General features: G+C 70.9%; 16 protein-coding genes and 1 pseudogene. 1 reads left to right on the top strand and 16 read right to left on the bottom strand.

The genetic code is table 11. The annotated features are described in order from the left end of the window. The 7 genes and pseudogenes from nuoF to AB0B66_RS28115 form a co-directional block, all read right to left on the bottom strand. The gene (nuoF, locus tag AB0B66_RS28145; RefSeq protein WP_360535570.1) at positions 1-1,317 is read right to left on the bottom strand and encodes an NADH-quinone oxidoreductase subunit NuoF; all 1,317 of its coding nucleotides are present in this window, start codon (positions 1,315-1,317) and stop codon (positions 1-3) included. A 26-nt stretch (positions 1,318-1,343) separates the two neighbouring features. Continuing rightward, a pseudogene (nuoE, locus tag AB0B66_RS28140) lies at positions 1,344-2,015 on the bottom strand (NADH-quinone oxidoreductase subunit NuoE); the annotation flags it as partial. Positions 2,016-2,032: 17 nt separating this feature from the next. Beyond that, entirely contained in the window at positions 2,033-3,352 is a 1,320-nt protein-coding gene (locus AB0B66_RS28135) for an NADH-quinone oxidoreductase subunit D (protein WP_360535568.1), read from the bottom strand. 55 nt (positions 3,353-3,407) lie between these two features. Then, complete coding sequence (locus tag AB0B66_RS28130) at positions 3,408-4,070, bottom strand: NADH-quinone oxidoreductase subunit C (protein WP_360535566.1); 663 nt, start codon at positions 4,068-4,070, stop codon at positions 3,408-3,410. Continuing rightward, positions 4,043-4,699 carry an NADH-quinone oxidoreductase subunit B family protein gene (locus tag AB0B66_RS28125; protein WP_360535564.1) on the bottom strand — a complete coding sequence of 219 codons (657 nt, stop codon included), beginning with the start codon at positions 4,697-4,699 and terminating at the stop codon, positions 4,043-4,045. Before AB0B66_RS28125 ends, AB0B66_RS28130 begins: the two co-directional genes overlap by 28 nt. Before the next feature lies 1 nt (position 4,700). Next, on the bottom strand, positions 4,701-5,069 hold the full coding sequence (locus AB0B66_RS28120) for an NADH-quinone oxidoreductase subunit A (protein WP_360535562.1): 369 nt from the start codon (positions 5,067-5,069) through the stop codon (positions 4,701-4,703). 79 nt (positions 5,070-5,148) lie between these two features. Next, a complete protein-coding gene (locus tag AB0B66_RS28115) occupies positions 5,149-6,417 on the bottom strand; it encodes a geranylgeranyl reductase family protein (RefSeq protein WP_203696099.1) in 1,269 nt (422 codons plus the stop codon). A gap of 260 nt (positions 6,418-6,677) precedes the next feature. Between AB0B66_RS28115 and AB0B66_RS28110 the strand changes: the two genes are divergently transcribed. Continuing rightward, positions 6,678-7,664, top strand: coding sequence for an LPXTG cell wall anchor domain-containing protein (locus AB0B66_RS28110; protein ID WP_360535560.1), 987 nt, complete (start codon positions 6,678-6,680; stop codon positions 7,662-7,664). A gap of 153 nt (positions 7,665-7,817) precedes the next feature. On the opposite strand, the gene AB0B66_RS28105 is transcribed toward AB0B66_RS28110, so the two are convergent. The 9 genes from AB0B66_RS28105 to paaD form a co-directional block, all read right to left on the bottom strand. Further along, positions 7,818-8,132: a hypothetical protein gene (locus AB0B66_RS28105; protein ID WP_360535558.1), complete on the bottom strand. Its 315-nt coding sequence runs from the start codon at positions 8,130-8,132 to the stop codon at positions 7,818-7,820. Positions 8,133-8,181: 49 nt separating this feature from the next. Continuing rightward, positions 8,182-8,877, bottom strand: a complete 696-nt coding sequence (locus AB0B66_RS28100; protein ID WP_203696104.1) for a demethylmenaquinone methyltransferase — start codon at positions 8,875-8,877, stop codon at positions 8,182-8,184. A 54-nt stretch (positions 8,878-8,931) separates the two neighbouring features. Beyond that, on the bottom strand, positions 8,932-9,741 hold the full coding sequence (locus AB0B66_RS28095; protein WP_360535556.1) for a hypothetical protein: 810 nt from the start codon (positions 9,739-9,741) through the stop codon (positions 8,932-8,934). A 180-nt stretch (positions 9,742-9,921) separates the two neighbouring features. Further along, positions 9,922-11,112 (bottom strand): cyclic dehypoxanthinyl futalosine synthase, encoded by a 1,191-nt coding sequence (gene mqnC / locus AB0B66_RS28090; RefSeq protein WP_360535554.1) that lies wholly within the window; start codon positions 11,110-11,112, stop codon positions 9,922-9,924. Positions 11,113-11,304: 192 nt separating this feature from the next. After that, positions 11,305-14,640, bottom strand: coding sequence for a hypothetical protein (locus AB0B66_RS28085; protein WP_360535552.1), 3,336 nt, complete (start codon positions 14,638-14,640; stop codon positions 11,305-11,307). 5 nt (positions 14,641-14,645) lie between these two features. Further along, on the bottom strand, positions 14,646-15,527 hold the full coding sequence (locus AB0B66_RS28080; protein WP_360535550.1) for an IPT/TIG domain-containing protein: 882 nt from the start codon (positions 15,525-15,527) through the stop codon (positions 14,646-14,648). A 16-nt stretch (positions 15,528-15,543) separates the two neighbouring features. After that, positions 15,544-18,837 carry a hypothetical protein gene (locus tag AB0B66_RS28075; RefSeq protein WP_360535548.1) on the bottom strand — a complete coding sequence of 1,098 codons (3,294 nt, stop codon included), beginning with the start codon at positions 18,835-18,837 and terminating at the stop codon, positions 15,544-15,546. 124 nt (positions 18,838-18,961) lie between these two features. After that, positions 18,962-20,011: a 2Fe-2S iron-sulfur cluster-binding protein gene (locus tag AB0B66_RS28070; RefSeq protein ID WP_360535546.1), complete on the bottom strand. Its 1,050-nt coding sequence runs from the start codon at positions 20,009-20,011 to the stop codon at positions 18,962-18,964. A gap of 10 nt (positions 20,012-20,021) precedes the next feature. After that, on the bottom strand, positions 20,022-20,492 hold the full coding sequence (gene paaD / locus AB0B66_RS28065; protein ID WP_360535544.1) for a 1,2-phenylacetyl-CoA epoxidase subunit PaaD: 471 nt from the start codon (positions 20,490-20,492) through the stop codon (positions 20,022-20,024). Between the last annotated feature and the right edge of the window lie 29 nt (positions 20,493-20,521).

Genomic DNA, 20,521 nt, shown 5'->3' with positions numbered 1-20,521 from the left:
TCAGTGCGCTCCTGCCAGGGCGTGGGCGCTGAGCTTCGGCGCCTTGCGACCCTCGATGTAGTCCAGGTAGTCCTGCTTGAAGTACTGCAGGGAGGAGGTCACCGGGCTGGTCGCGCCGTCACCGAGACCGCAGAAAGAGCGGCCCAGGATGTTGGCGGCGGTGTCCAGCAGGGTGTCCAGGTCCTCGAGCGTGCCCTCGCCGGAGAGGATGCGCCGGTAGACCCGCACCATCCAGTAGTTGCCCTCACGGCACGGGGTGCACTTGCCGCACGACTCGTGGTGGTAGAACTCCAGCCACCGGTAGGTCGCGTAGACCGGGCAGTCCTGGTCGCTGAAGAGCTGGACGGCGGTGGTGCCCAGGATCGAGCCCGCCGCGGCGACCGACTCGAAGTCCATCGCGACGTCGATGTGGTCACCCGTCAGCAGCGGCGTCGACGAACCGCCCGGGGTCCAGAACCGCAGCTGGTGGCCGTCCTGCATACCGCCGGCCAGCTCGATCAGCTCGCGCAGGGTGATGCCCATCGAGCACTCGTACTGGCCCGGGTTCTTCACCCGGCCGGACAGCGAGTAGATCATCGGGCCGGACGACTTCTCCGTGCCCATCGTCTTCCACCAGGCGGCCCCGCCCAGCACGATGTACGGCACGCTGGCGATGGTGCCCACGTTGTTGACGACCGTCGGGCTGGCGTAGAGGCCGTGCGTCGCCGGGAACGGCGGGCGCAGGCGCGGCTGGCCGCGGAAGCCCTCCAGCGAGTCCAGCAGCGCCGTCTCCTCGCCGCAGATGTACGCGCCCGCGCCGGAGTGCACCACCAGGTCGAGGTCGTACCCGCTGCCCAGGATGTTCTTGCCGAGGTAGCCGGCCTTGTACGCCTCCTGCACCGCGTGGCGCAGCCGCCGCGCGGCCTGCACCGCCTCGCCGCGGATGTAGATGTAGGCGCGGTTGGCGCGGATCGCGTACGACGCGATGATGACGCCCTCGACCAGCGAGTGCGGGTCGTGCGACATCAGCGGCAGGTCCTTGCAGGTGCCCGGCTCGCCCTCGTCGGCGTTGACGACCAGGTAGTGCGGCTTGCCGTCGTTCTGTGGGATGAAGCCCCACTTGAGCCCGGTCGGGAAGCCCGCGCCGCCGCGGCCGCGCAGGCCGGAGTCCTTGATCAGGGCGATCAGGTCGTCCGGGTGCACGGCCAGGGCCTTGCGCAGTGCGGCGTAGCCGTCCAGGCGCTCGTACACGTCGAGGCGCCAGGCGTCGGGGGACAGCCAGCGCTTGGTGAGGACCGGGGTGAGCTTGGCCAGGGTGGCGGCACTTGGAGTGCTCACTTCGCCGCCTCCTTCGAGGGAGTCGGGATGGGCGTGTTGATGTCGAAACCGGCCGGGCTGATCCCGTGCTGCTGCGCCAGGCGCACGCCGCGCAGCGTCGAGTCGCCCGCCGGGCCGTCGGCGACCGCGCCCTCGCGCTCGTCGGCGAAGCCCGCCAGCTGCAACGCCGTCTCCTTCAACGAGCACAGGCGCGCGCCGCGGGTCGGCATCGGCCGCTGCCCGGCCTTGAGCTTGCCGACGACGTCGAGCGCACTCTCCGGGGTCACGTTGTCGAAGAAGTCGTAGTTGACGGTGAGCACCGGGCCGTAGTCGCACGCGGCGAGGCACTCGGCGTGCTCCAGCGTGATCTTGCCGTCCTCGGTGGTCTCGTCGTGGCCGACGCCCAGGGTCTGCGACAGGGTGTCGTAGACCTCCTGCCCGCCGAGCACGTTGCACAGGGTGTTCGTGCAGACGCTGACCAGGTACTCGCCGGTCGGCCGGCGCTTGTACATGGTGTAGAAGGTGGCGACCGCGCCGACCTGGGCCTTGGTCAGGTTGAGCTGCTCGGCGCAGAACGTGACACCGGCCGGGGAGACGTACCCCTCGACCGACTGGACCAGGTGCAGCATCGGCAGCAGTGCCGAGCGCTCCTTGCCCTCCGGGAAGCGCGCGATGATCTCGCGCGCCAGCTCCCGGGTCTTCTCGTCGAACACGTCCACCGACTTCTGCGGCGCTGTCATCGGTCACACCCACCCATCACCGGGTCGAGGCTGGCTCCACCCGCGATCACATCTGCCAGCAGGCCGCCCTCGGCCATGGCCGGAATCGCCTGCAGGTTCACGAAGCTCGGTTCCCGCATGTGCACCCGGAACGGCCGGGTGCCCCCATCCGAGATCACGTGCGCGCCCAGCTCGCCGCGCGGGCCCTCGATCGGCACGTACACCTGGCCGGCCGGGACCCGGAAGCCCTCGGTGACCAGCTTGAAGTGGTGGATCAGGGACTCCATGGACTGGCCCATGATGTGCGCCACGTGCTCCAGCGAGTTGCCCAGGCCGTCGGTGCCGAGCGCCAGCTGCGCCGGCCACGCGATCTTCCGGTCCTCGACCATGATCGGGCCGGGCTTGAGCCGGTCCATGGCCTGCTCGACGATCTTCAGCGACTCGCGCATCTCGGCGATCCGGACCAGGTAGCGCGCGAACACGTCACCCTCGGGCTGGGTCGGCACGTCGAAGTCGTAGGTCTCGTAACCGCAGTACGGCATGGTCTTGCGCAGGTCCCAGGCCAGGCCGGAGCTGCGCAGCACCGGGCCGGTGACGCCGAGCGCCACGCAGCCGGTGACGTCGAGCACCGCGACGCCCTTGGTGCGCGCGGTCCAGATCGGCTGGCCGGAGAGCAAGTCCTCGTACTCCTTGATGCGCTTGGGCATGAAGTCGAGGAACTCGCGGATCTTCGCGACCGCGATGTCCGGCACGTCCTGCGCGACGCCGCCTGGACGCACGTAGGCCATGTTCATCCGCAGACCGGTGATCATCTCGAAGATGTCGAGAATGAACTCACGCTCGCGGAAGCCGTAGATCATCATCGACAGCGCGCCGAGCTCCATACCGGTGGTCGCCAGCCACACCAGGTGTGAGGAGATCCGGTTGAGCTCCATCATCAGCACGCGGATCGTGTTGGCGCGCTCGGTGACCTCGATGCCCAGCAGCTTCTCCACCGCGAGGCTGTACGCCGTCTCGTTGAAGATCGGGGCGAGGTAGTCCATGCGGGTCACGAACGTGGAGCCCTGCGTCCAGGTGCGGTACTCCATGTTCTTCTCGATGCCGGTGTGCAGGTAGCCGACGACGAGGCGGGCCTCGGTGACGGTCTCACCCTCCATCTCCAGCACCAGGCGCAGCACGCCGTGCGTGGACGGGTGCTGGGGACCCATGTTGACGACGATGCGCTCGTCGTGCATCGGGTCGACGCCCGAGACGATCGAGTCCCAGTCGCCGCCGGTGACCGTGAAGACCTTGCCCTCGGTCGTCTCGCGCTCCTGCGCGTAACCAGCGTTGCTCATCGGTGCCTCCAGATGGTGGCGCTTGCGGTACTCCGCTTCGCTTCGTTCCTCGCGCTCACCGGTACGCCCTCCGTGAGTCGGGCGGCGGGATCTCGGCGCCCTTGTACTCGACCGGCACGCCGCCCAGCGGGTAGTCCTTGCGCTGCGGGTGGCCGTCCCAGTCGTCCGGCATGAGGATGCGGGTCAGGTTCGGGTGGCCGTCGAAGATCACGCCGAACATGTCGTAGGTCTCGCGCTCCTGCCAGTCCGCGGTCGGGTAGACCATGGCCACGCTGGGCAGGTGCGGGTCGGCCGCGGTGACCGCGCACTCCAGGCGGATGCGGCGGCGGTAGGTCATCGAGGTGAGGTGGTACACCACGTGCAGGCGGCGCTCCTCGGCGATGTAGTCCACGCCGGACACCGACGAGCACAGCTCGTACCGCAGCGACAGGTCGTCGCGCAGGATCTGGCACACCTCGGCGATCTTCGCCGGGACGATGTGCAGGGTCAGCTCACCGCGGTCGATGACGACGCGCTCGATCGCGTCGGAGAAGCCCGGGTAGGCCTCCTCCAGCGCGTCCATGACCTCGTCGTACTCCCCGCCGTACGGCCGCTGCGCGTCCAGCTGCACCGGCCGCTTGCGGACCAGGCCGCCCATGCCGGAGGTGTCACCGGTGCCGGTGACCCCGAACAGTCCTTCACCCTGTGTGGTCACCGGTGGGTCCCCCGCTCCATCCACTTCGAGATCCGCAGCTGCTCCTCGCGGCCCTCGGCGACGGCCTGCTCCCACTCGGCGCGCAGCGCCTTGTTGTAGCGGTAGCTAGACGGCATCGCACCCGGGGCGACCACGGGCTTGCCCTCGCGGGCCTCCTTGGCGGCCAGCATCTTGCGGCCACCGGCGCCCAGCGGCTCGGCGAGGATCTTGTCGTGCAGCTTGAGGATCGCGTCGAGCAGCATCTCCGGCCGCGGCGGGCAGCCCGGCAGGTACATGTCGACGGGCACGATGTGGTCCACGCCCTGCACGATCGCGTAGTTGTTGAACATGCCGCCCGACGAGGCGCAGACGCCCATCGACAGCACCCACTTGGGGTCGGGCATCTGGTCGTAGATCTGGCGCAGCACCGGGGCCATCTTCTGGCTGACCCGGCCGGCCACGATCATCAGGTCGGCCTGGCGGGGCGACGCCCGGAAGACCTCCATGCCGAAGCGGCCCGAGTCGAACCGGGCCGCACCGGTGGCCATCATCTCGATGGCGCAGCAGGCCAGGCCGAAGGTGGCCGGCCAGAAGCTGGCCTTACGGGTCCAGTTGACGAGCCCCTGGACGGTGGTGAGCAGCACCCCGGAGGGGAGCTTCTCTTCGAGTCCCATGTCAGTCCCAATCCAGGCCGCCGCGACGCCACACGTAGGCGTACGCGACGAACACCGTGCCGATGAACAGAAGCATCTCGACGAAGACGAACCACCCCTGGAACGCGTCGAAGGTGACGGCCCAGGGGTAGAGGAAGATGATCTCGATGTCGAAGACGATGAAGAGCATCGCGGTCAAGTAGAACTTGATCGGGAAGCGTCCGCCGCCGACCGGCTGCGGGGTCGGCTCGATGCCGCACTCGTAGGCGTCGAGTTTCGCCTTGTTGAAGCGGCGGGGTCCGATGAAGGGCGCGGCCGTGACCGAGAAAAGCCCGAAGGCCGCGGCCAGCGCGAAGAGCCCAACGATGGGCACGTACGCGGAGAGCGACACCTGCCTACGTCCTTTCTTCCCGGTTGTTTAGTGTTTCGCCTGCTTGCAGCTCGGATTATGATCCTCGCCCCGCGGCCCGCTACACCGCGGGTGCCACGCGGGACATGGCATTGATGATCCGGTCCATGGAGTCGCCGCCCCGCGGATCGGTGAGGTTCGCCAGCAGCTTGAGCACGAACCGCATCAGCGTCGGGTGCGGCATGCCGTGCTTCGTAGCCACCTTCATGATCTGCGGATTGCCGATCAGCTTCACGAAGATCCCGCCGATTCGGTAATAACCGCCGAACCGGCGCTTCAACTCGCTCGGGTAGGCCTGCAGCGCCAGCTCCCGGGCCGGGCCCGCCGGGCGCGCCAGGGCCTGGATCAGGACCTCCGCCGCCAGCTGGCCGGACTCCATCGCGTACGCGATGCCCTCGCCGTTGAAGGGGTTGACCATGCCGCCCGAGTCGCCCACCAGCATCATGCCCCGCGTGTAGTGCGGCGTGCGGTTGAACCCCATCGGCAGGGCCGCACCGAGGATCTTGCCGTCGGCGTTCTCCTCGGTCAGGCCCCACTCCTCGGGCGTGCTGCCGATCCAGTCGGTGAGCATGGTGCGGTAGTTCGTCGCCTGGTAGGCCTTCGACGAGTTCAGCACGCCCAGGCCCACGTTCACCCGGCCGTCGCCGAGGCCGAAGATCCAGCCGTAACCCGGCAGCTGCGCCGCGCCCGCCTCCCGGCTGCGCAGTTCGAGCCAGGACTCCAGGTAGTCGTCGTTCGCCTTGACCGGGCTGTGGTAGTAGCGGCGCACCGCGACACCCATCGGGCGGTCCTCGCGCTTGGCCATGCCCAGCGCGAGCGCGAACCGGCCGGACACGCCGTCGGCGGCCACCACCAGGTGCGAGCGCAGCGTCCTGTCACCGTCGGGGGTGCGCACCTCGACGCCGACCACGCGGCCGTCGGTGTCCAGCACCGGGCCGGTGACGTTGTGGCCGGTGCGCAGGTCGGCACCCGCGGCGACGGCCCGCTTGGCGAGCATGTCGTCGAAGTCCATGCGGGTGCGCACGAGGCCGAAGTCGGGGAAGCTGGCCAGGTCGGGCCAGTCCAGTTCGAGCCGCACGCCGCCGCCGATGACCCGCAGTCCCTTGTTGTGCAGCCAGCCGGCTTCGGGGCTCACGTCGACGCCCATGTCGATCAGCTGCTTGACCGCGCGCGGGGTCAGTCCGTCACCGCAGACCTTCTCCCGGGGGAACTCGGTCTTCTCCAGCAGCAGCACCTTCGCACCGTGCTTGGCAAGGTGATAGGCAGCGGCGGAGCCACCCGGACCGGCTCCAACGACGATCACATCCGCATCGACATCGGTCGGTGTCATGCTCACCTCCACCTCGGCCTTAACGCTCGTTCGGGGCTCGTGAAAGTCTTCACAAGCAAGTCCGGCGAGCAGTCTAGAACTGCATCAAGGACCCGCAGTGGTTAGGTGAACCTAAGTGAAGATCTGTGGCAGCCGGAGTGCCGTTTCCGATTTGTCCGCCCAAGAGGGTTGAGACATTCACGGACACCCCTGTTTGACTGCCTCTGAACTGGTCCTTTACGATTCGCGCGCTCATCCCCACCCCTTTCTGGAGTTCCCCCGTGCACGTCGTACCCGGACCCCGCCTCGCCCTTCGGCTCGGCGCTGTCGCCACCGCCCCGCTGGCTGCCGCCGTGCTCGGCCTGGCCACCCCGGCCCTGGCCGAACCCACCGCGACCCCGTCGGCAGGCGGCCCGGCCGCCGCCGCCGCCTCGGCACCGGTCCGCGACCTCGCGATCTCCGCGACACCGACGTATGCCCAGATCAAGGTGGGCGAGACCGCCAAGATCAAGCTCACCGTCAAGAACCTCGGCGACAACAATCCCGTCGAGCCGTACTACGGCTTCCTGACCACCACCGGCATCCAGGTCGTCGCCGCCCCGGCTGAGTGCGTCGAGTACGACGCCTCGGGGCTGGCCGACGAGGCTGCCGCTGCGGCCGCCGCCGAGCCCGAGTTCGGCTCGTACTTCGACTGCACGCTCGCCCAGCTCAAGGCCGGTGCCACGGTCACCAAGGAGATCACGGTCAAGCTGACCAAGAACTCCGAGCAGGGCCTGTTCGCCTTCGCCGACGACTGGGCGTACGAGCAGAACGACGAACTGGACGCCGACCCCGACAACAACTATGTGGACGTCACCGTCCGCCCGGTCGCGGTGACCCCCACCCCGACCCCGACGACCAGCCAGAGCCCGTCGCCCAGCCCGTCCGCCTCGACGAGCCCGTCGGCGTCGGCCAGCCCGTCCGCCTCGATCAGCCCGTCGACGTCGGCCGGCCCGTCGGCGTCGGCCTCGGCGAGCGCGTCGCCGACCGCATCGGTGCGCCCGACCACGTCGGCCGGCGCTTCGCCGACCGGCACGCCGTCGGCGAGCGCCTCCGCGACCGCCACCGGCACCGCGACGGCCTCGGCGTCCCCGACGAGCAGCACGCCCGCCGCCGGCGAGCTGCCGCTGACCGGCACCAAGATCTACACGGTGGCCGGCATGGGTGCCGCGGTCCTGCTCGCCGGCGCGATCCTGATGCTGATCGGCCGCCGCCGCCGCCGCGCCTGACCGTCCAAGATCCGTTTTTGTGGACGCTGAACGCCCCTATGGGGGCCGCAGGCGTCCACAAAAACAGATCTTGATTCGCTGGCCGCCACATCCGGGCTGCGGTTCGGAGAGCAGCCGGTGGGCGCTCGGCGGCCGAAGCCGGATCGCCGGTGATCAGTGAGCGTCGCCCAGGCCCCCAAGCCCGCCCTTGGGTGCGCCGTCCGGCGCGAGCACGCCGTCAGGCGTGGGCCAGCCGTTGGGTGCAGGCGCCCCGTCGGGCGTGGGCGCGCCGTCGGGCGTGGGCGCGTCATCGAGCACGGGCGCGTTATCCCGCGCGGGCGCGTCGTCGCGGGCAGGCGTGGGTTTGCGGGCCGCGGCGCGCCTGGCCGCGGCGCGGCGGGCGGCCTCCTCCAGGTCGGCGACGCGGACCGGTGGTTCGCCGTAGCCGCCACCGAGGACGCCGATCACCGCGCTCTCGTCATACCGCATAGATCGATCGTGCGGCGGCGCGGTGGGCCGTGTCCGGCGAACGCCCGGATCAGGCGGGCTTGACGGCCCGGTGCAGGGCCACGATGCCGCCGGTGAGGTTGCGGTACTTCACCTGCGACCAGGCGTTCTCACCAATGATCTTGGCGAATTCGTTCTGGTTGGGCCAGGCCCGGATGGACTCGGCGAGGTAGACGTACGCCTCGGGGTTGCTGGACACCTTGCGGGCCACCGCGGGCAGCGAGCGCATCAGGTACTGCAGGTACACGGTGCGGAACGCGCCGTTGACGGGGTGCGAGAACTCGCAGATCACCAGGCGGCCGCCGGGCTTGGTGACCCGGGCCAGCTCGCGCAGCGCGGCCGGGGTGTTCGCCACGTTGCGGATGACGAACGACGTGGTCACCGCGTCGAAGGTGGCGTCGGGGAACGGCAGCGCGAGCGCGTCACCGGCGACCAGCGGCACGTGCGGCCGGTCGCGGCGGCCCACCGCGAGCATGCCCAGCGACAGGTCGACGCCCACCACGTACGCCCCCGAGCGGGCCAGCTCCTCGGTGGAGACACCGGTGCCCGCGCCCAGGTCGAGCACCTTCTCGCCACGCTTGAGGTTCAGCGCGGCCCGGGTGGCGCGACGCCAGCCCTTGTCCTGGCCGAACGACAGCACGGAGTTGGTCTTGTCATACTTCTCCGCGACGCCGTCGAACATGGCGGCGATCTCGTACGGCTCTTTATCCAGGTCTGCGCGGCTCACATCGCCACTCTGCCAAACGCCGTCCGGGCGCGCTGCGGCGGCCGCCACACTGCGCTACCTGATCACCTGTGTGGCGTCCATGTCGACGCCGCCGTCGTCGCCGTCCTCGTCCCGTCCGGCGCGGACCCGCCACAGGTAGACGGCTCCACCGAGCCCGACCAGGCCGAGCAGCACGATCCCGAAACCGACCAGCATCATCCCGCTCAGCAGGGAGTCACCCGACGCCGCGGGGGTCGACGACTCGGCGACACCCGGCCCGACCGGTTCCTCCTCCGTCGGCTCGTCGGTCACCTCGGGCGTCTCGCTCGGCGTCGCCGACGGGCTGGCCGACCGCGAAACGGAGGGCGACGGCTTCACGGACGGCTTGGGCGACGCGCTCGGCACCGGCTTGGTCACCCCGTTGAGCACGATGCTCGTGGCGTTGTTGCCCTTGTTCGCATCGCATTCGCAGGCCACGCGGAACTCGCCAGGCGCTGTGATCTTGCCGTTGATACGCAGGTCGAGGTTGCGCCGCACGAACGGCCCGCCGGGCGCGACGATCGCCGCTCGCCAACCGGCCCCTATCTGGCAGCGCGCCGTGGTGCGGGACGCGTTGAACTGGCAGTTCGTCCCGCCGCCCACCTGGGTGATCACTGAACCGGCCGGCGCGCGGTAGTACAGAGTCACCTGCCCGGCATCGAGCGGCTTGTCGCCCTTGTTGGCAAGGCCCACGGAGACGCTCACCGTTTGGCCGATGTCGCCCTTCTGGTCGTCGGACTGCACCGCGATATCGGCTCCGTCCGCCCACGCAGGGGACGCGAGCAGACCCAGCCCGGCGACGAGTGCCGCCAGCACCGCCGCAAGCCTGATCACGTGCCGCTTCATCGCCGTCCTCCTACGGGTCGCCAACCCCGCACGGTAACCGCGCGTCCGGGGGTCGCCCATAGGCCGATCAGTCACGCACCGCGTGGGCTTGATCACGAGTTCGGGGCAGGAAGTCAGGTCCGACCTGACTTCCTGCCCCGAAACAGCGGTCTTCGCCCGCGGCGTCCGCAACCGGCCGCGTCAGCGGGCCTCCACCAGGGGGAGCTGCTTGCCGACGCCGCCGCCCTCGATGGCAATCGAGGAGAAGTGCGAGGTCACGCGGTCGTCGGTGGGGTCGTCGGCGGGGGTCCAGTGCACGTTCAGGTGCCGGTACAGCGTGTCGCGCTGGGCCGGGATGCGCCCGGCGGTGCGGATGAGCTGGACCAGGTCGTGCAGGTTGGACCGGTGCTTGGCGCCCGCCGAGGAGATGACGTTCTCCTCCAGCATGATCGAGCCCAGGTCGTCCACGCCCATGTGCAGCGCGAGCTGGCCGACGTCCTTGCCGGTGGTCAGCCAGGACGCCTGCAGGTGCGCCACGTTGTCGAAGAAGAGCCGGGCCACCGCGATCAGGCGCAGGTACTCCAGCGAGGTCGCCTGCGTACGCCCCTTGAGGTGGTTGTTCTCGGGCTGGTAGGTCCACGGGATGAAGGCGCGGAAGCCTCCGGTGCGGTCCTGCACGTCGCGGATCATGGTGAGGTGCTCGATGCGCTCGGCGTTGGTCTCGCCGGTGCCCATCATCATGGTCGCGGTGGACTCGACACCGTGCCGGTGCGCCACCTCCATGACCTCCAGCCAGCGTGCGCCGGACTCCTTGAGCGGGGCGATCGCCTTGCGCGGCCGGTCGGGCAGCATCTCCGCGCCCGCGCCCGCGATGGAGTCGAGGCCGGCCGCCTTGATCCGGATCACGGCGTCCTCGATGGAGACGCCGGAGACCTTGGCCATGTGCAGGATCTCGCTGGGCCCGATCGAATGGATCATGAGCTGCGGATACGCCTGCTTCACCGAGGAGAACAGGTTCTCGTAGTAGTCCACGCCGTAGTCGGGGTGGTGGCCGCCCTGCAGCATCACCTGCGTCGCGCCGAGTTCGACCGCCTCGCCGCAGCGGCGCAGGATCTCGGCGGTGTCGTGGGTCCAGCCCTCGCTGTGCTTGGGGGCCCGGTAGAAGGCGCAGAACTTGCACGCCGTCACGCAGACGTTGGTGTAGTTGATGTTGCGGTCGATCAGGTACGTGACGACGCCGTCCGGGTAACGGCGGCGGCGCACCGCGTCCGCGGCCTCACCGAGCGCGTGGAACGGCGCGTCGGTGTACAGCAGCAGCGCCTCCTCGGAGCTGATCCGGCCGCCGTCCGCGGCCCGCTGCACGATGCTGTCGATCTCCCGGTTCGCAGTCACGCCACCGAGACTATCGGGTCGCCGCCGCCGCGGATCTGGCTGGTCCGTCACAGCGCCCGCCGCGCATGGCGGACGCGCTGGTCACGGCCACCTCATGATCGCCCGACTTGCCAGGCAGGTGGCCGAAAACGGCCTCAAGATACGCACGAGTGCCTGGCAAGTCGGTGGATCACGCCCGTCCGACGGCGCGGTTCACAACCGGATCACGTCGCTGTAGACGAGGCGGCCGCCGCCGGCGTGCTGCTCCTGCTCCACGATGACCAGCCGGTACGCCCGCAGCAGGCGCGAGGTGGGCAGCCGCAGCGTGCCCGTCCACAGCGTCGTCCCGCCGGGCTGCGCCGCAGCGGTGAGCCGCTGACCGTCCGCGGGGCCGACCACGGTCCAGTCCAGGTCGCCCGGGTTGAGCCCGGACGCCGACTGCACCAGCACCGACATCGCGTTCGGCTGGCCCGGCGCCGCGGCGGTGCCCGACGGTGAGCGTCCCGCCACGGACACCGTCACCTTCGTCAGGTCCAGCAGCTCCGTCACGGCGGTGGCGGTGCGGTCCGGGGCCAGCTGTACCCATTCCACCTGGGCCACCGGCGACAGGTGCAGCCCGTCCAGCGAGTTCGGCTGGTAGCGGGCCAGCACCAGGCTCACGAACGGCTGGTGCTGGCTGCCCGGCGGCAGCACGATGTCGCAGGCCCAGCGCTTGCGTTCGGTGTCGAAGACGACGTCGTGCGCGGCGACGGAGACCTTCCGCTCGGGCAGTTCGGCCGGCACGATCCCCGCCACCCGGGCCTTGGCCAGCGTGAACTCGGTCGCGGTGGGGAACTCGGTGGGCGTCGCGGTGCGCGCCGTCACCGGGTCGGCCGCCCGTCTGGTCACGATCGTGCGCAACTGCTCGTCGTCGCCTGACACGCTGCCGTCGGCCAGCACCACGGCGAGCTGCTCGCCGACGCCGGAGGAGTACCAGCCGCGCTCCAGGAACACGCGCAGGCCGCCCCCGGAGCGCGCCCGGGTCCGGGTGCGGCCGAGATTGGCCGACGACTCGGTCCAGCCGAAGGTCGGCACGATCCAGGCCGGCTTCGGCGGTAGCGGGCGGGCGGTGCTCGGCAGGTCCACCACCAGCGGCTGGCCCGAACTCGGCCGGCTCACCGGCAGCGCCACGAGCGCGACCTCGACGGTGGCGTTGTTCGGGATGGCGCCGCTCGGGATACGCGCGATGGTGCCCTGCGCCTCGTCCACCGTGTAGTCGATGGTCCGGCGGTAGGTGAGCGTGCCGTCCAGTGAGCGCACCACGTCCGTGCCCGGAGCGATGCCCGCACGTGCGACCTGCGTCGGCGTGGTGGCGCGCAGCACCACCCGGCCGCGCTGGGTGAAGTACTCCATGTACCGGGTGGTGCCGGTCAGGGAGTAGCTGACCACGCGGCGGCGGGTGTCGCCGAAGCCCTGCGTCGCGGTGAAACGCACCTGCGCGCCCGTCGACGGGTCGGGGTCGTACCCGACGGTGAGCTCCGGCAACGGCCTGCCCTCGGCGGCCAGCACCTGCGGGATCGCCCGCCGGACCCGGTTCTCCGGGCCGGCCGCCTGCTCGATCGGATCGTCGAGCGGGTCGGTCCAGGTCGCGGTCATGGTCAGCGTGCCGGTGCTGGGCCGGTGCACGGTCGCGGCGACCGCGAGATCCTGCCGGTGCGAACCCGGCTCGCGCGGCTCGTCGGCGTCGACGAAGGCGACCGTGTTGAGCACGGGCGCGGTCACCGGCACCCGCACCGCGTTGACCAGGGTCAGCATCCGGTACGGGGTGATCTGCCAGCACTGCCCCGCGGCCGTGTCGGCGCGTACCGCCGCGATCGTCGAGGCGGACGCGCCACTGTCGGCCAGCCAGCCCAGGTGGCCCAGCAGCGCCAGGTCGGCGTTGTTGAGGTAGCTGCTCAACCGCACCTCGCGCCGCTCGCCGCGGGGCACCGGCACCGTCAGCACCCGCAGCAGCGCGTTCCACTGCGGCGTGCCCGTGCCGTCGATCAGCTGTAGCCGGGCCGCCCGCACGTTGGGCCAGGACTGCCCCGCCGCCGGGTCGAAGGCCACCTTGACCAGGCCGCCGGTCAGCCCGGCCAGCGCGAATCCGCGCGAGATCGGGTCGGCGAGCCAGCTCACCGGCAGCGTGGTGCCCGAGTAGTAGCGCTGGCCCGCCCGATTCGGGTCGGCGGTGCCGACGGCGGCCAGGTCCGCGGCGTCACGCTGGGCGATCAGGGAGTACCGGCCGGGGTCCGGCACGCCCTGCCCGTTGTCGAACCCGCCGTGCTCCTCGCACAGCTGCTGGTTCACCTTCGGCGGCGCGAGATGCCGGGTCGAGCCGGTGCCCAGGATCGGTGCGAGGATGCTGCCGATGATGCCGCCGGGCCACGGGTCGGGCCGGATCACCAGCGTCTCCAGCGACTCGCCCTCGGTCATCGGGGCCTGGGCGACGACCACGGGCGACGAGATCGGCTCGAAGCGCAGGTACTTCGCGGGCGGCGCGGAGCCGGCGGGCACCGCCCGGCTGAAGTCGGCCGAGGCCGGCTGCAGCGGCTCCACGTGGCCGGCCGCGTTGACGATGCGCAGCTGGAAGCGGTATCCGACACCGAACCGCAGCCGCGGCAGCGAACCCGGCTTGGCGGTGAAGCCGACGGAGAACCCGGGCAGGCCGGGGCCCTCGGGCGCGTTCGGCACCCGCCCCTCGTCCTCGGTGACCACCGGCTGGCCGGGCCGGGGCGCGACCAGGCTCCACCCGGTCCAGCGCACCAGCGACTGGTGCAGGTACAGCGTGTCGTCCGGCTCGGCCTGGTCCCGGGCGGTCGCCGCCATCGAGATCGGGCCCTCGTCGTCGTGCGTGAAGGTCGTGCCCCCGGGCAGCCGGTACGTGCCCCGGCGGGCGCACAGCGAGTGCCAGCGTCCGGTCCGGTCGTCCCACACGTCCAGCACGTGGCCGAGCACCGCGTGCCGGGCGTCGGTGACCGTCTGGTCGTCCGACGCGGACACCAGCTCCTTGCCCGAGACCAGCCGTTCGCGCAGGTCCACGGCGCGGCTGCGCTGGGCGACGCAGATGCCGGCGTTGCGCAGCGACGGCAGCGACAACCGGTTGGGCAGCGAGACCGGCGGCAGCTCGGACGGGTTCTTGGCTGCGGCGGCGGCGTTCTCGCGTTCGGCGTCGACGACCTGGCGCGCCAGGTCGAGCAGCCGCACGCCGGCGCTGTCGGTGTCCAGTTCGGTCACCGACAGCTTCGTGGCAGTGGCGTCGACCCGGCCGTCGGCGAACAGCGAGAACCGGCTCGCGGACAGGTACGCGGGCACCGTCACCGCCGGGCGGTCGACCTGGGTGCCCGGAAGCCGGGTGTCCCAGGTCGGTTTGGCCTTGACGGTCACCGGGCCGGCGTCGGCCGGGTCGATGCCCGACCCGGCGAGGTCGACCTCGATGACGCGGATGACGCCCAGGCGGCGCAGCATGACCGGGTAGTCGGCCATCGCCGCGAGGGCGCCCTGCACATCGAAAGTGGGCTGCTGCGGCACTGATCTCACCTGGGTCCAGGAACGTAGTAGGTGAACTTGGCATCCGGCGAGACCGGGCTGGTGCCCTCGTTGGTCCTCACCCGCACATCGACCTCGACGTCGTCGAAGCCCGCCCGGGGCGAGCGGCACTTGACGGTCTGCTCGTCGACCACCTCGACCTCGGTGGCCAGGTTGCTGCCGAAGGTGACCGTGATCGGCTGGAAGAAGTTCTCGCCGGTGATCGTCACGAGGGTGCGGCCGCCGACGACGCCCGTGACCGGGTCCAGATTCGTCACCACGGGCGGGTCCGTCGGCAGGGGCGGGGGCGCGGAACCGGGGCGCGGCCCGTAGAGGAACTCCAGCGGCGCGAAGGCCGAGAACGCGTCGTCGGCGTCCTCCTTGGGACCGTCCGACCACAGATCCTGCAGCTCACCCCACCCGATCGGGTCGAGGGCCGCCTTCAGCGCCTGGAAGACCTCGTCCTCCTGCAGCTCTTCCAGTGTCGGGAACTGGGTGCGCGACTGCGTCAGCACCTTGGTGTGCAGTTCCTTGACGTACTGGAGGACCTTGGCCACCGGGTACGAGTAGATCCGCGCCTCCGACCGGTCCACCGGCACGTATGGCGTGACCTGCATGTTCTGCGGGAACAGCTGCTCCCAGGTGGCGTCGTCGTAACCGGCCGCGGGCACGACCTCGGTGCCGGTGAGCACCGCCTCGGTGTCGCCCTGCTTGATGGTCACCTGCCAGGTGGGCCGGATGTCCGGCCAGTCCCGCACGTCGGGCCAGTTGTCCAGGTCGTCGGTCGCGTCACCGCCCAGCCGCGGGCTCACCAGCACGGCGATGCGCACCTTCGTGCCGGTGATCCCCTCCGGCAGCGGTGTGCACAGGAACGTCTCGGTGAAAGGCATGCCCCACTCTCCTCGCTCAGGCGGTGGCGAACGCCGCGCAGTATGCGGCCCAGTCGCCGGCGGTGATCTGCTGGCCGAACGTCGGGTCGGGCCCGCCCGCGAACTCCTTGCGCATCGACACGCTCACGTCCGCGCTGAAGACCAGCACCTCGACCCGGATCGTCAAGGTCGCCTCGCCCTGCACCCGGCCCGGCGGCGCGGGCAGCGGCTCCGGCACGGTCTCCTTGACGTAGGTCAGGCCCAGGTAGAACTCGACCGTCACGTGGATCAGCCCGAGCACGTCCAGCTTGCCCACCGCACGTACGTAGCCGGTGATGACGAACGTCTCCCCGGCGGGCGCGGCGTTGCTGCCGTCGGAGGACAGGCGCTGGGCGTACTTGAAGTAGATGCCGGCCATGATGGAGACCGACCCGCTGGCCACGCCGAAGTCCAGCGCGACCGCCGCGCCGAACTCCAGGGCGCCCTCGATCTGCTGCACGCCCCGGGTGCCCATGCCCAGCGCCAGGAAACCCCCGCCGCCGAACGCGCTCACGGTGACCTGGAACGGGTTCTCCCGGGTGGCGAAGCTGAACGTCAGGATCGCCTGGTCGCCGTTGAACGGCAGGTCGAACAGGATGCCGATGGACATGTTGCGGATCAGCACCACGCCGATGGCCACGGCCGGCAGCGCGATGGTGAGGCCCGCGGTGACGCCGCGCGGGCTGATGTCCAGCTTCACGCCACCGGGCAGGGACGGCAGCAGGCTGCTCAGGTCGTTGAGGAAGCGCAGGTCGCCCTGGAACTCGGTGACGCCCATCTGGATGTCGATGCTGGGCTTCGCGCCGTCGCGGCTCTCGAAGCGCAGCTTCGCGACCCGCTGGCTGATGAAGCCGCGCGCTCCGGTGCCGACGAAGTTGAGCGTGAAGTCACGCAGCTCGCCGGTGACCTTGCTGCTGGTCGCGCCGGTGGACAGGTCGGTGTGGAACTCGGCCTTCAGCTCCAGCCGCTTGTCCGCCTCGGCCGTGGACGGCACGAACAGGTTGTCCAATGCCGTACGCAGCAGCGGTTTCCAGGTGATGACGGTGTCCACGGCCTGCGCGGTGCGCACCGTGACCACCTTGGGCACGTGGTCGCCCTCCAGCGCCCGCGGCTGGGAGATCACCGGGGCGTTGCCGTCGACCACCTCGCGCAGCGGGATGCCACCGAGCAGCGTGATGTCCGGCAGCTTGAAGTACTCGTCGGGCCGGAAGTCGCCCTTGGCGATCGCGGCCGGGTCGGCGATCGGGCCGAACGCCCGGGACAGGCCCTGCACCGACAGCTGCGGGGCGGCCAGCCCGCCGCCGGTCTGCTGGGGCACGGCGAGTTTCGGCGGGGCGGCGACGGTCGCCCACACCTCACCGGCGTTCGCGGTGCCGCCGAAGTTCCCGCCCAGGTACTCGGCGGCGTACTCGATCGCGGCGGTGCCGCCCGCCTCGCCGCCGACGGCGTCCAGCGCCTCCAGGCGTACCTGCGACTTCGCGGCCTTGGTCGCGGCGGACCGGCGCCCGGCGGCGACCGGCGCGGCCACCGGCAGCGCCGCCGGGTACGGCATCTCCACCGTGCCCATCGTCGGGAACGCCCCGAGCAGCCGCTTGGCCAGCAGGTCCGCCGGGTTCAGCACGCCGTTGCTCGGCTCCGCCAGCACCTCGACGTCGAACGTGGGCAGCGCCGGGTCCTCAGGCCGGGCACCGGTGGGCAGGTCGGCGGGCTTCACCGCCGCGACGAACGCCAGCCGCTGTCCGGCCAGGTGCAGGGTGCGATCGCCCGCGCCGGTCTCGTTGTAGTCGTTGACGATCTGGACCATCTTGCCGCGGTGGTACGCGGTGTTGTCCACACTCTGCGGCTCGGCGGGATCGTCGGGGATGTTCGGGTCGTCGAGATCGCCGGCCGGCACGAAGATCATCGGCAGGTCGGCGGTGACCACCCGGCCGGTCCGGTCGGTGAGCTGCAACTGGTAGCGCAGGCGGGTCCGGTCTCCCGAGTCGTCGCGAACCTCGATCCAGAACGCGCCGTCGGCCGCGCCGCCGATCGGCGTCGGGTCTGCCAGCAGCGGGGGCGACACCAGGGTGGTGGTCGCCGCTCGCACGAATGCCAGGTTCCGGCCCTGGTTGGGCTGGTCGGGCCGGTCGAAGGCGATCTCCGGTTCGCGTACCACGATGAAGACGCGCTTGCGCAGGATGGCGATGCCGTCGTCGATGACCCGCTCAGTGATTTTTACGCGGGTGGCCCGGAAGCCGAACGGGAACAGGAAACCCGGCTCCTCGACCTTCACGTAGTTGTCGCGGCCGAGGTACGACCGGTGCCGCCAGGCCACCACGTCGTTGCGGGTCGGCCAGGCCCCGGTGATGTCCAGGCTCGCGCCCATCGCCGACACCAGCAGCAGCGAGGCCTGCGCCGGGATGTTCACGCCGGCGGTGAGCGTGGTGGTGGCGTCGACCAGCCGGGCCCGGTCGGTCGGGGTGAGCGCGACGGTGTTCTCCGCCAGCGCCCATGGCGCACCGGTGATCGGCCCGTCCCGGTCGGTGTTCCAGATGGCCCGTACGGGCACCGGCAGCGGCCGCTCGTCGGCGGAGCCGTTGGGCAGGCGCTGCGCGATCGCGCGGGCGTGCCACAGCTCGCTGCGCCCGTTGCGCGTCACCGGGATCCGCGACGCGGTGAACGCGGCGCTCGCGGGCGGGGACAGCAGCAGCCGGTACGGCGCCTCGATGGCGGTGACCCCGGGAGCGGGCTGCCCGGACGGGGTGGCCGTGCCGTTGGCCGCCGCGCTGACGGCCAGCGGGAACGCGACCAGGTTCAGCAGGGTGCTCAGGTTGTACGGCACCGGCGCGGAGCCGGGCGGCACCGTGAAGACCAGCCGGCTCGGCCCGGACACCAGCGCGGGCACCGGATCGTCCGGCGCGTCCACTCCGCCGCCGTCGTCGAAGAACGCCTGCTCCAGCAGGCTCTGCGGGCCCAGGCCGAGCACGATCTGCCCGGCGGCGGACGAGTCGGTCAGCACCAGGCGGGCGGGCTGGCCGAAGCCCGGCGCGCGTACCTCCAGGTTGACGAACGAGAAGCCGAGCAGGAGCCCGTCGTCGCCGCGCGCGACCAGCAGGCTGCCCGGCGGCGGCACCGACTCCAGCAGCGGCGCGAGCAGGTTCTCCAGCAGTGCCAGCGGCTGCCGGGGGATGCCGTCCAGACCCAGCTTCGCGGCCAGCGCCACACCGCCGCCCGCGGCGACCAGGCCGAGCAGCTTGCGTCGCGCGAACGTGGTCGGCGCGGCAGGTTGGTCGCGAACTTCTTCCTCGGGCATGGCTGTCCCATTCGGCCGCGCAGGATCACCGGTGATCTCCGGTCATCTGTGTTGTACGCGGCATTTGCCCGATTTGGAACGCAACACGCCAGCAGGCTTGATCGGGAAACGACAGGATTGCCCGTCAGGCGTCGAAGTCGAGCACCAGCTCCTCGCTCGTGGGGCTCGACTGGCAGGTGAGCACGTATCCTGCAGCCACCTCGTCCGGCTCCAGCGCCCAGTTCGCGGCCATCTGCACCGCGCCCGAGACCACCTTCGCGCGACAGGTCGAGCAGACCCCGCCCTTGCACGCGTACGGCAGTTCGCCGCGGTGCCGCAGCGCCGCGTCCAGCACCCGCTCGGACCGGTCCATGGTGAAGTCCGTCGACCGTCCGTCCAGGACGATGGAGACCTCCACGTCCCCGCCCGCCACGTCGGCGACCGGCGGTGGTGGCTCCTCGGCGTGGAACAGCTCGACGTGCACCTTGCCCGGCGCGTCCACCGCCGCCAGCGCCTCCCGCGCCGAGCGCACCACGCCCAGCGGCCCGCACAGGAACCACTCCTGCACGCCGCCCAGGTCGAACTCCTTGAGCAGCGTGGCCACCCGGTCGGCGTCCAGCCGGCCGGTGAGCAGTTCGCTCGGCTGCGTCTCCCGGGACAGCACGTGCACCAGCTGCAACCGGCCCGGGAAGCGGTCCTTCAGGTCGGCCAGCGCGTCGGCGAACATCACCTCGGCGGCGCTGCGGTTGCCGCAGACCACCGCGAACGTGCTGCCCGGCTCCGTCTCCAGCGCCGTGGACACCAGCGACAGCACCGGCGTGACGCCGGACCCCGCCACGATCGCGCCGTACCGCCGCGAGCGGGCCGGGTCCAGTTCGGTGGTGAACCGGCCCAGCGGAGGCAGCACCGGCAGCGTCTCGCCCGCCGCGAGCGCCTGCGCCCGGGTGGAGAAGACCCCGCCCGGCACGCGCTTCACCCCGATCGTCAGTGTGCCGCGTTCGCGCAGCTGCGCGGGCGTCGAGCAGATCGAGTACGAGCGGCGCAGCTCGTCGTCCAGGCGTACGGTCACATGCTGTCCCGGCCGGAACGCGAAGGCCGGCCGCAGCTCGGCGGGCACCGCGAAGGTCAGCGCCACCGCGGACGGGGTCAGCTGCTCGACCGCGGTGACGGTCAGCTCGTGGAAGGTCGTGCTCACAGCGGCGTGCTCACAGTTTCTTGATGGCGTTGAAGGGTTCCAGGCAGGAGCGGCAGCTCCACAGGCTCTGACACGGCGTCGAGGCGTACCGGCTGATCTGCAGCACGGGCGTCGGCCGGCCCTGGTGCCCGCAGCGCGGGCAGGTCGGCGTGCCGGACGGGCCCGGCGCGGCGATGCCGGTACGCTCCAACGCCGCCCAGCCCGACTCGGTGATCATGTCGGTGGACCAGGCCGGGCTGAGCACGGTCCGGACCTCGACGTCGGCGTACCCGGCACCGCGCAGCGCGGCCCGGATGTCGTCGCGGATGGCGTCCATCGCCGGGCAGCCGGAGTAGGTCGGCGTGATCGTCACGATCACCCGGCCGTCCTCGGCCGTCTCCGCACCACGCACGATGCCCAGCTCGCCGATCGTCACCACGCGAAGCTCCGGGTCGGGCACCGCCCCGGCTATCTCGGCGATCTCGGCCTGCGTCGTGGTCATCACGGCCTCCTCCCCGCCCGGCCACCGGC

The organism is Catellatospora sp. NPDC049111, from assembly GCF_040648615.1.
GTDB classification, from domain to species: Bacteria; Actinomycetota; Actinomycetes; order Mycobacteriales; family Micromonosporaceae; genus Catellatospora; species Catellatospora aurea.
Note: the sequence above shows the minus strand (reverse complement) of the source record. Positions and strands in the feature narration are given on the sequence as shown.

Excerpts from the sequence above, each read along its gene's own strand:
- AB0B66_RS28075 (WP_360535548.1), bottom strand. The coding sequence starts at position 18,837 with ATGCCCGAGGAAGAAGTTCGCGACCAACCTGCCGCGCCGACCACGTTC.
- AB0B66_RS28105 (WP_360535558.1), bottom strand. The coding sequence starts at position 8,132 with ATGCGGTATGACGAGAGCGCGGTGATCGGCGTCCTCGGTGGCGGCTAC.
- AB0B66_RS28125 (WP_360535564.1), bottom strand. The coding sequence starts at position 4,699 with ATGGGACTCGAAGAGAAGCTCCCCTCCGGGGTGCTGCTCACCACCGTC.
- AB0B66_RS28135 (WP_360535568.1), bottom strand. The coding sequence starts at position 3,352 with ATGAGCAACGCTGGTTACGCGCAGGAGCGCGAGACGACCGAGGGCAAG.
- AB0B66_RS28080 (WP_360535550.1), bottom strand. The coding sequence starts at position 15,527 with ATGCCTTTCACCGAGACGTTCCTGTGCACACCGCTGCCGGAGGGGATC.
- paaD (WP_360535544.1), bottom strand. The coding sequence starts at position 20,492 with ATGACCACGACGCAGGCCGAGATCGCCGAGATAGCCGGGGCGGTGCCC.
- AB0B66_RS28115 (WP_203696099.1), bottom strand. The coding sequence starts at position 6,417 with ATGACACCGACCGATGTCGATGCGGATGTGATCGTCGTTGGAGCCGGT.
- AB0B66_RS28095 (WP_360535556.1), bottom strand. The coding sequence starts at position 9,741 with ATGAAGCGGCACGTGATCAGGCTTGCGGCGGTGCTGGCGGCACTCGTC.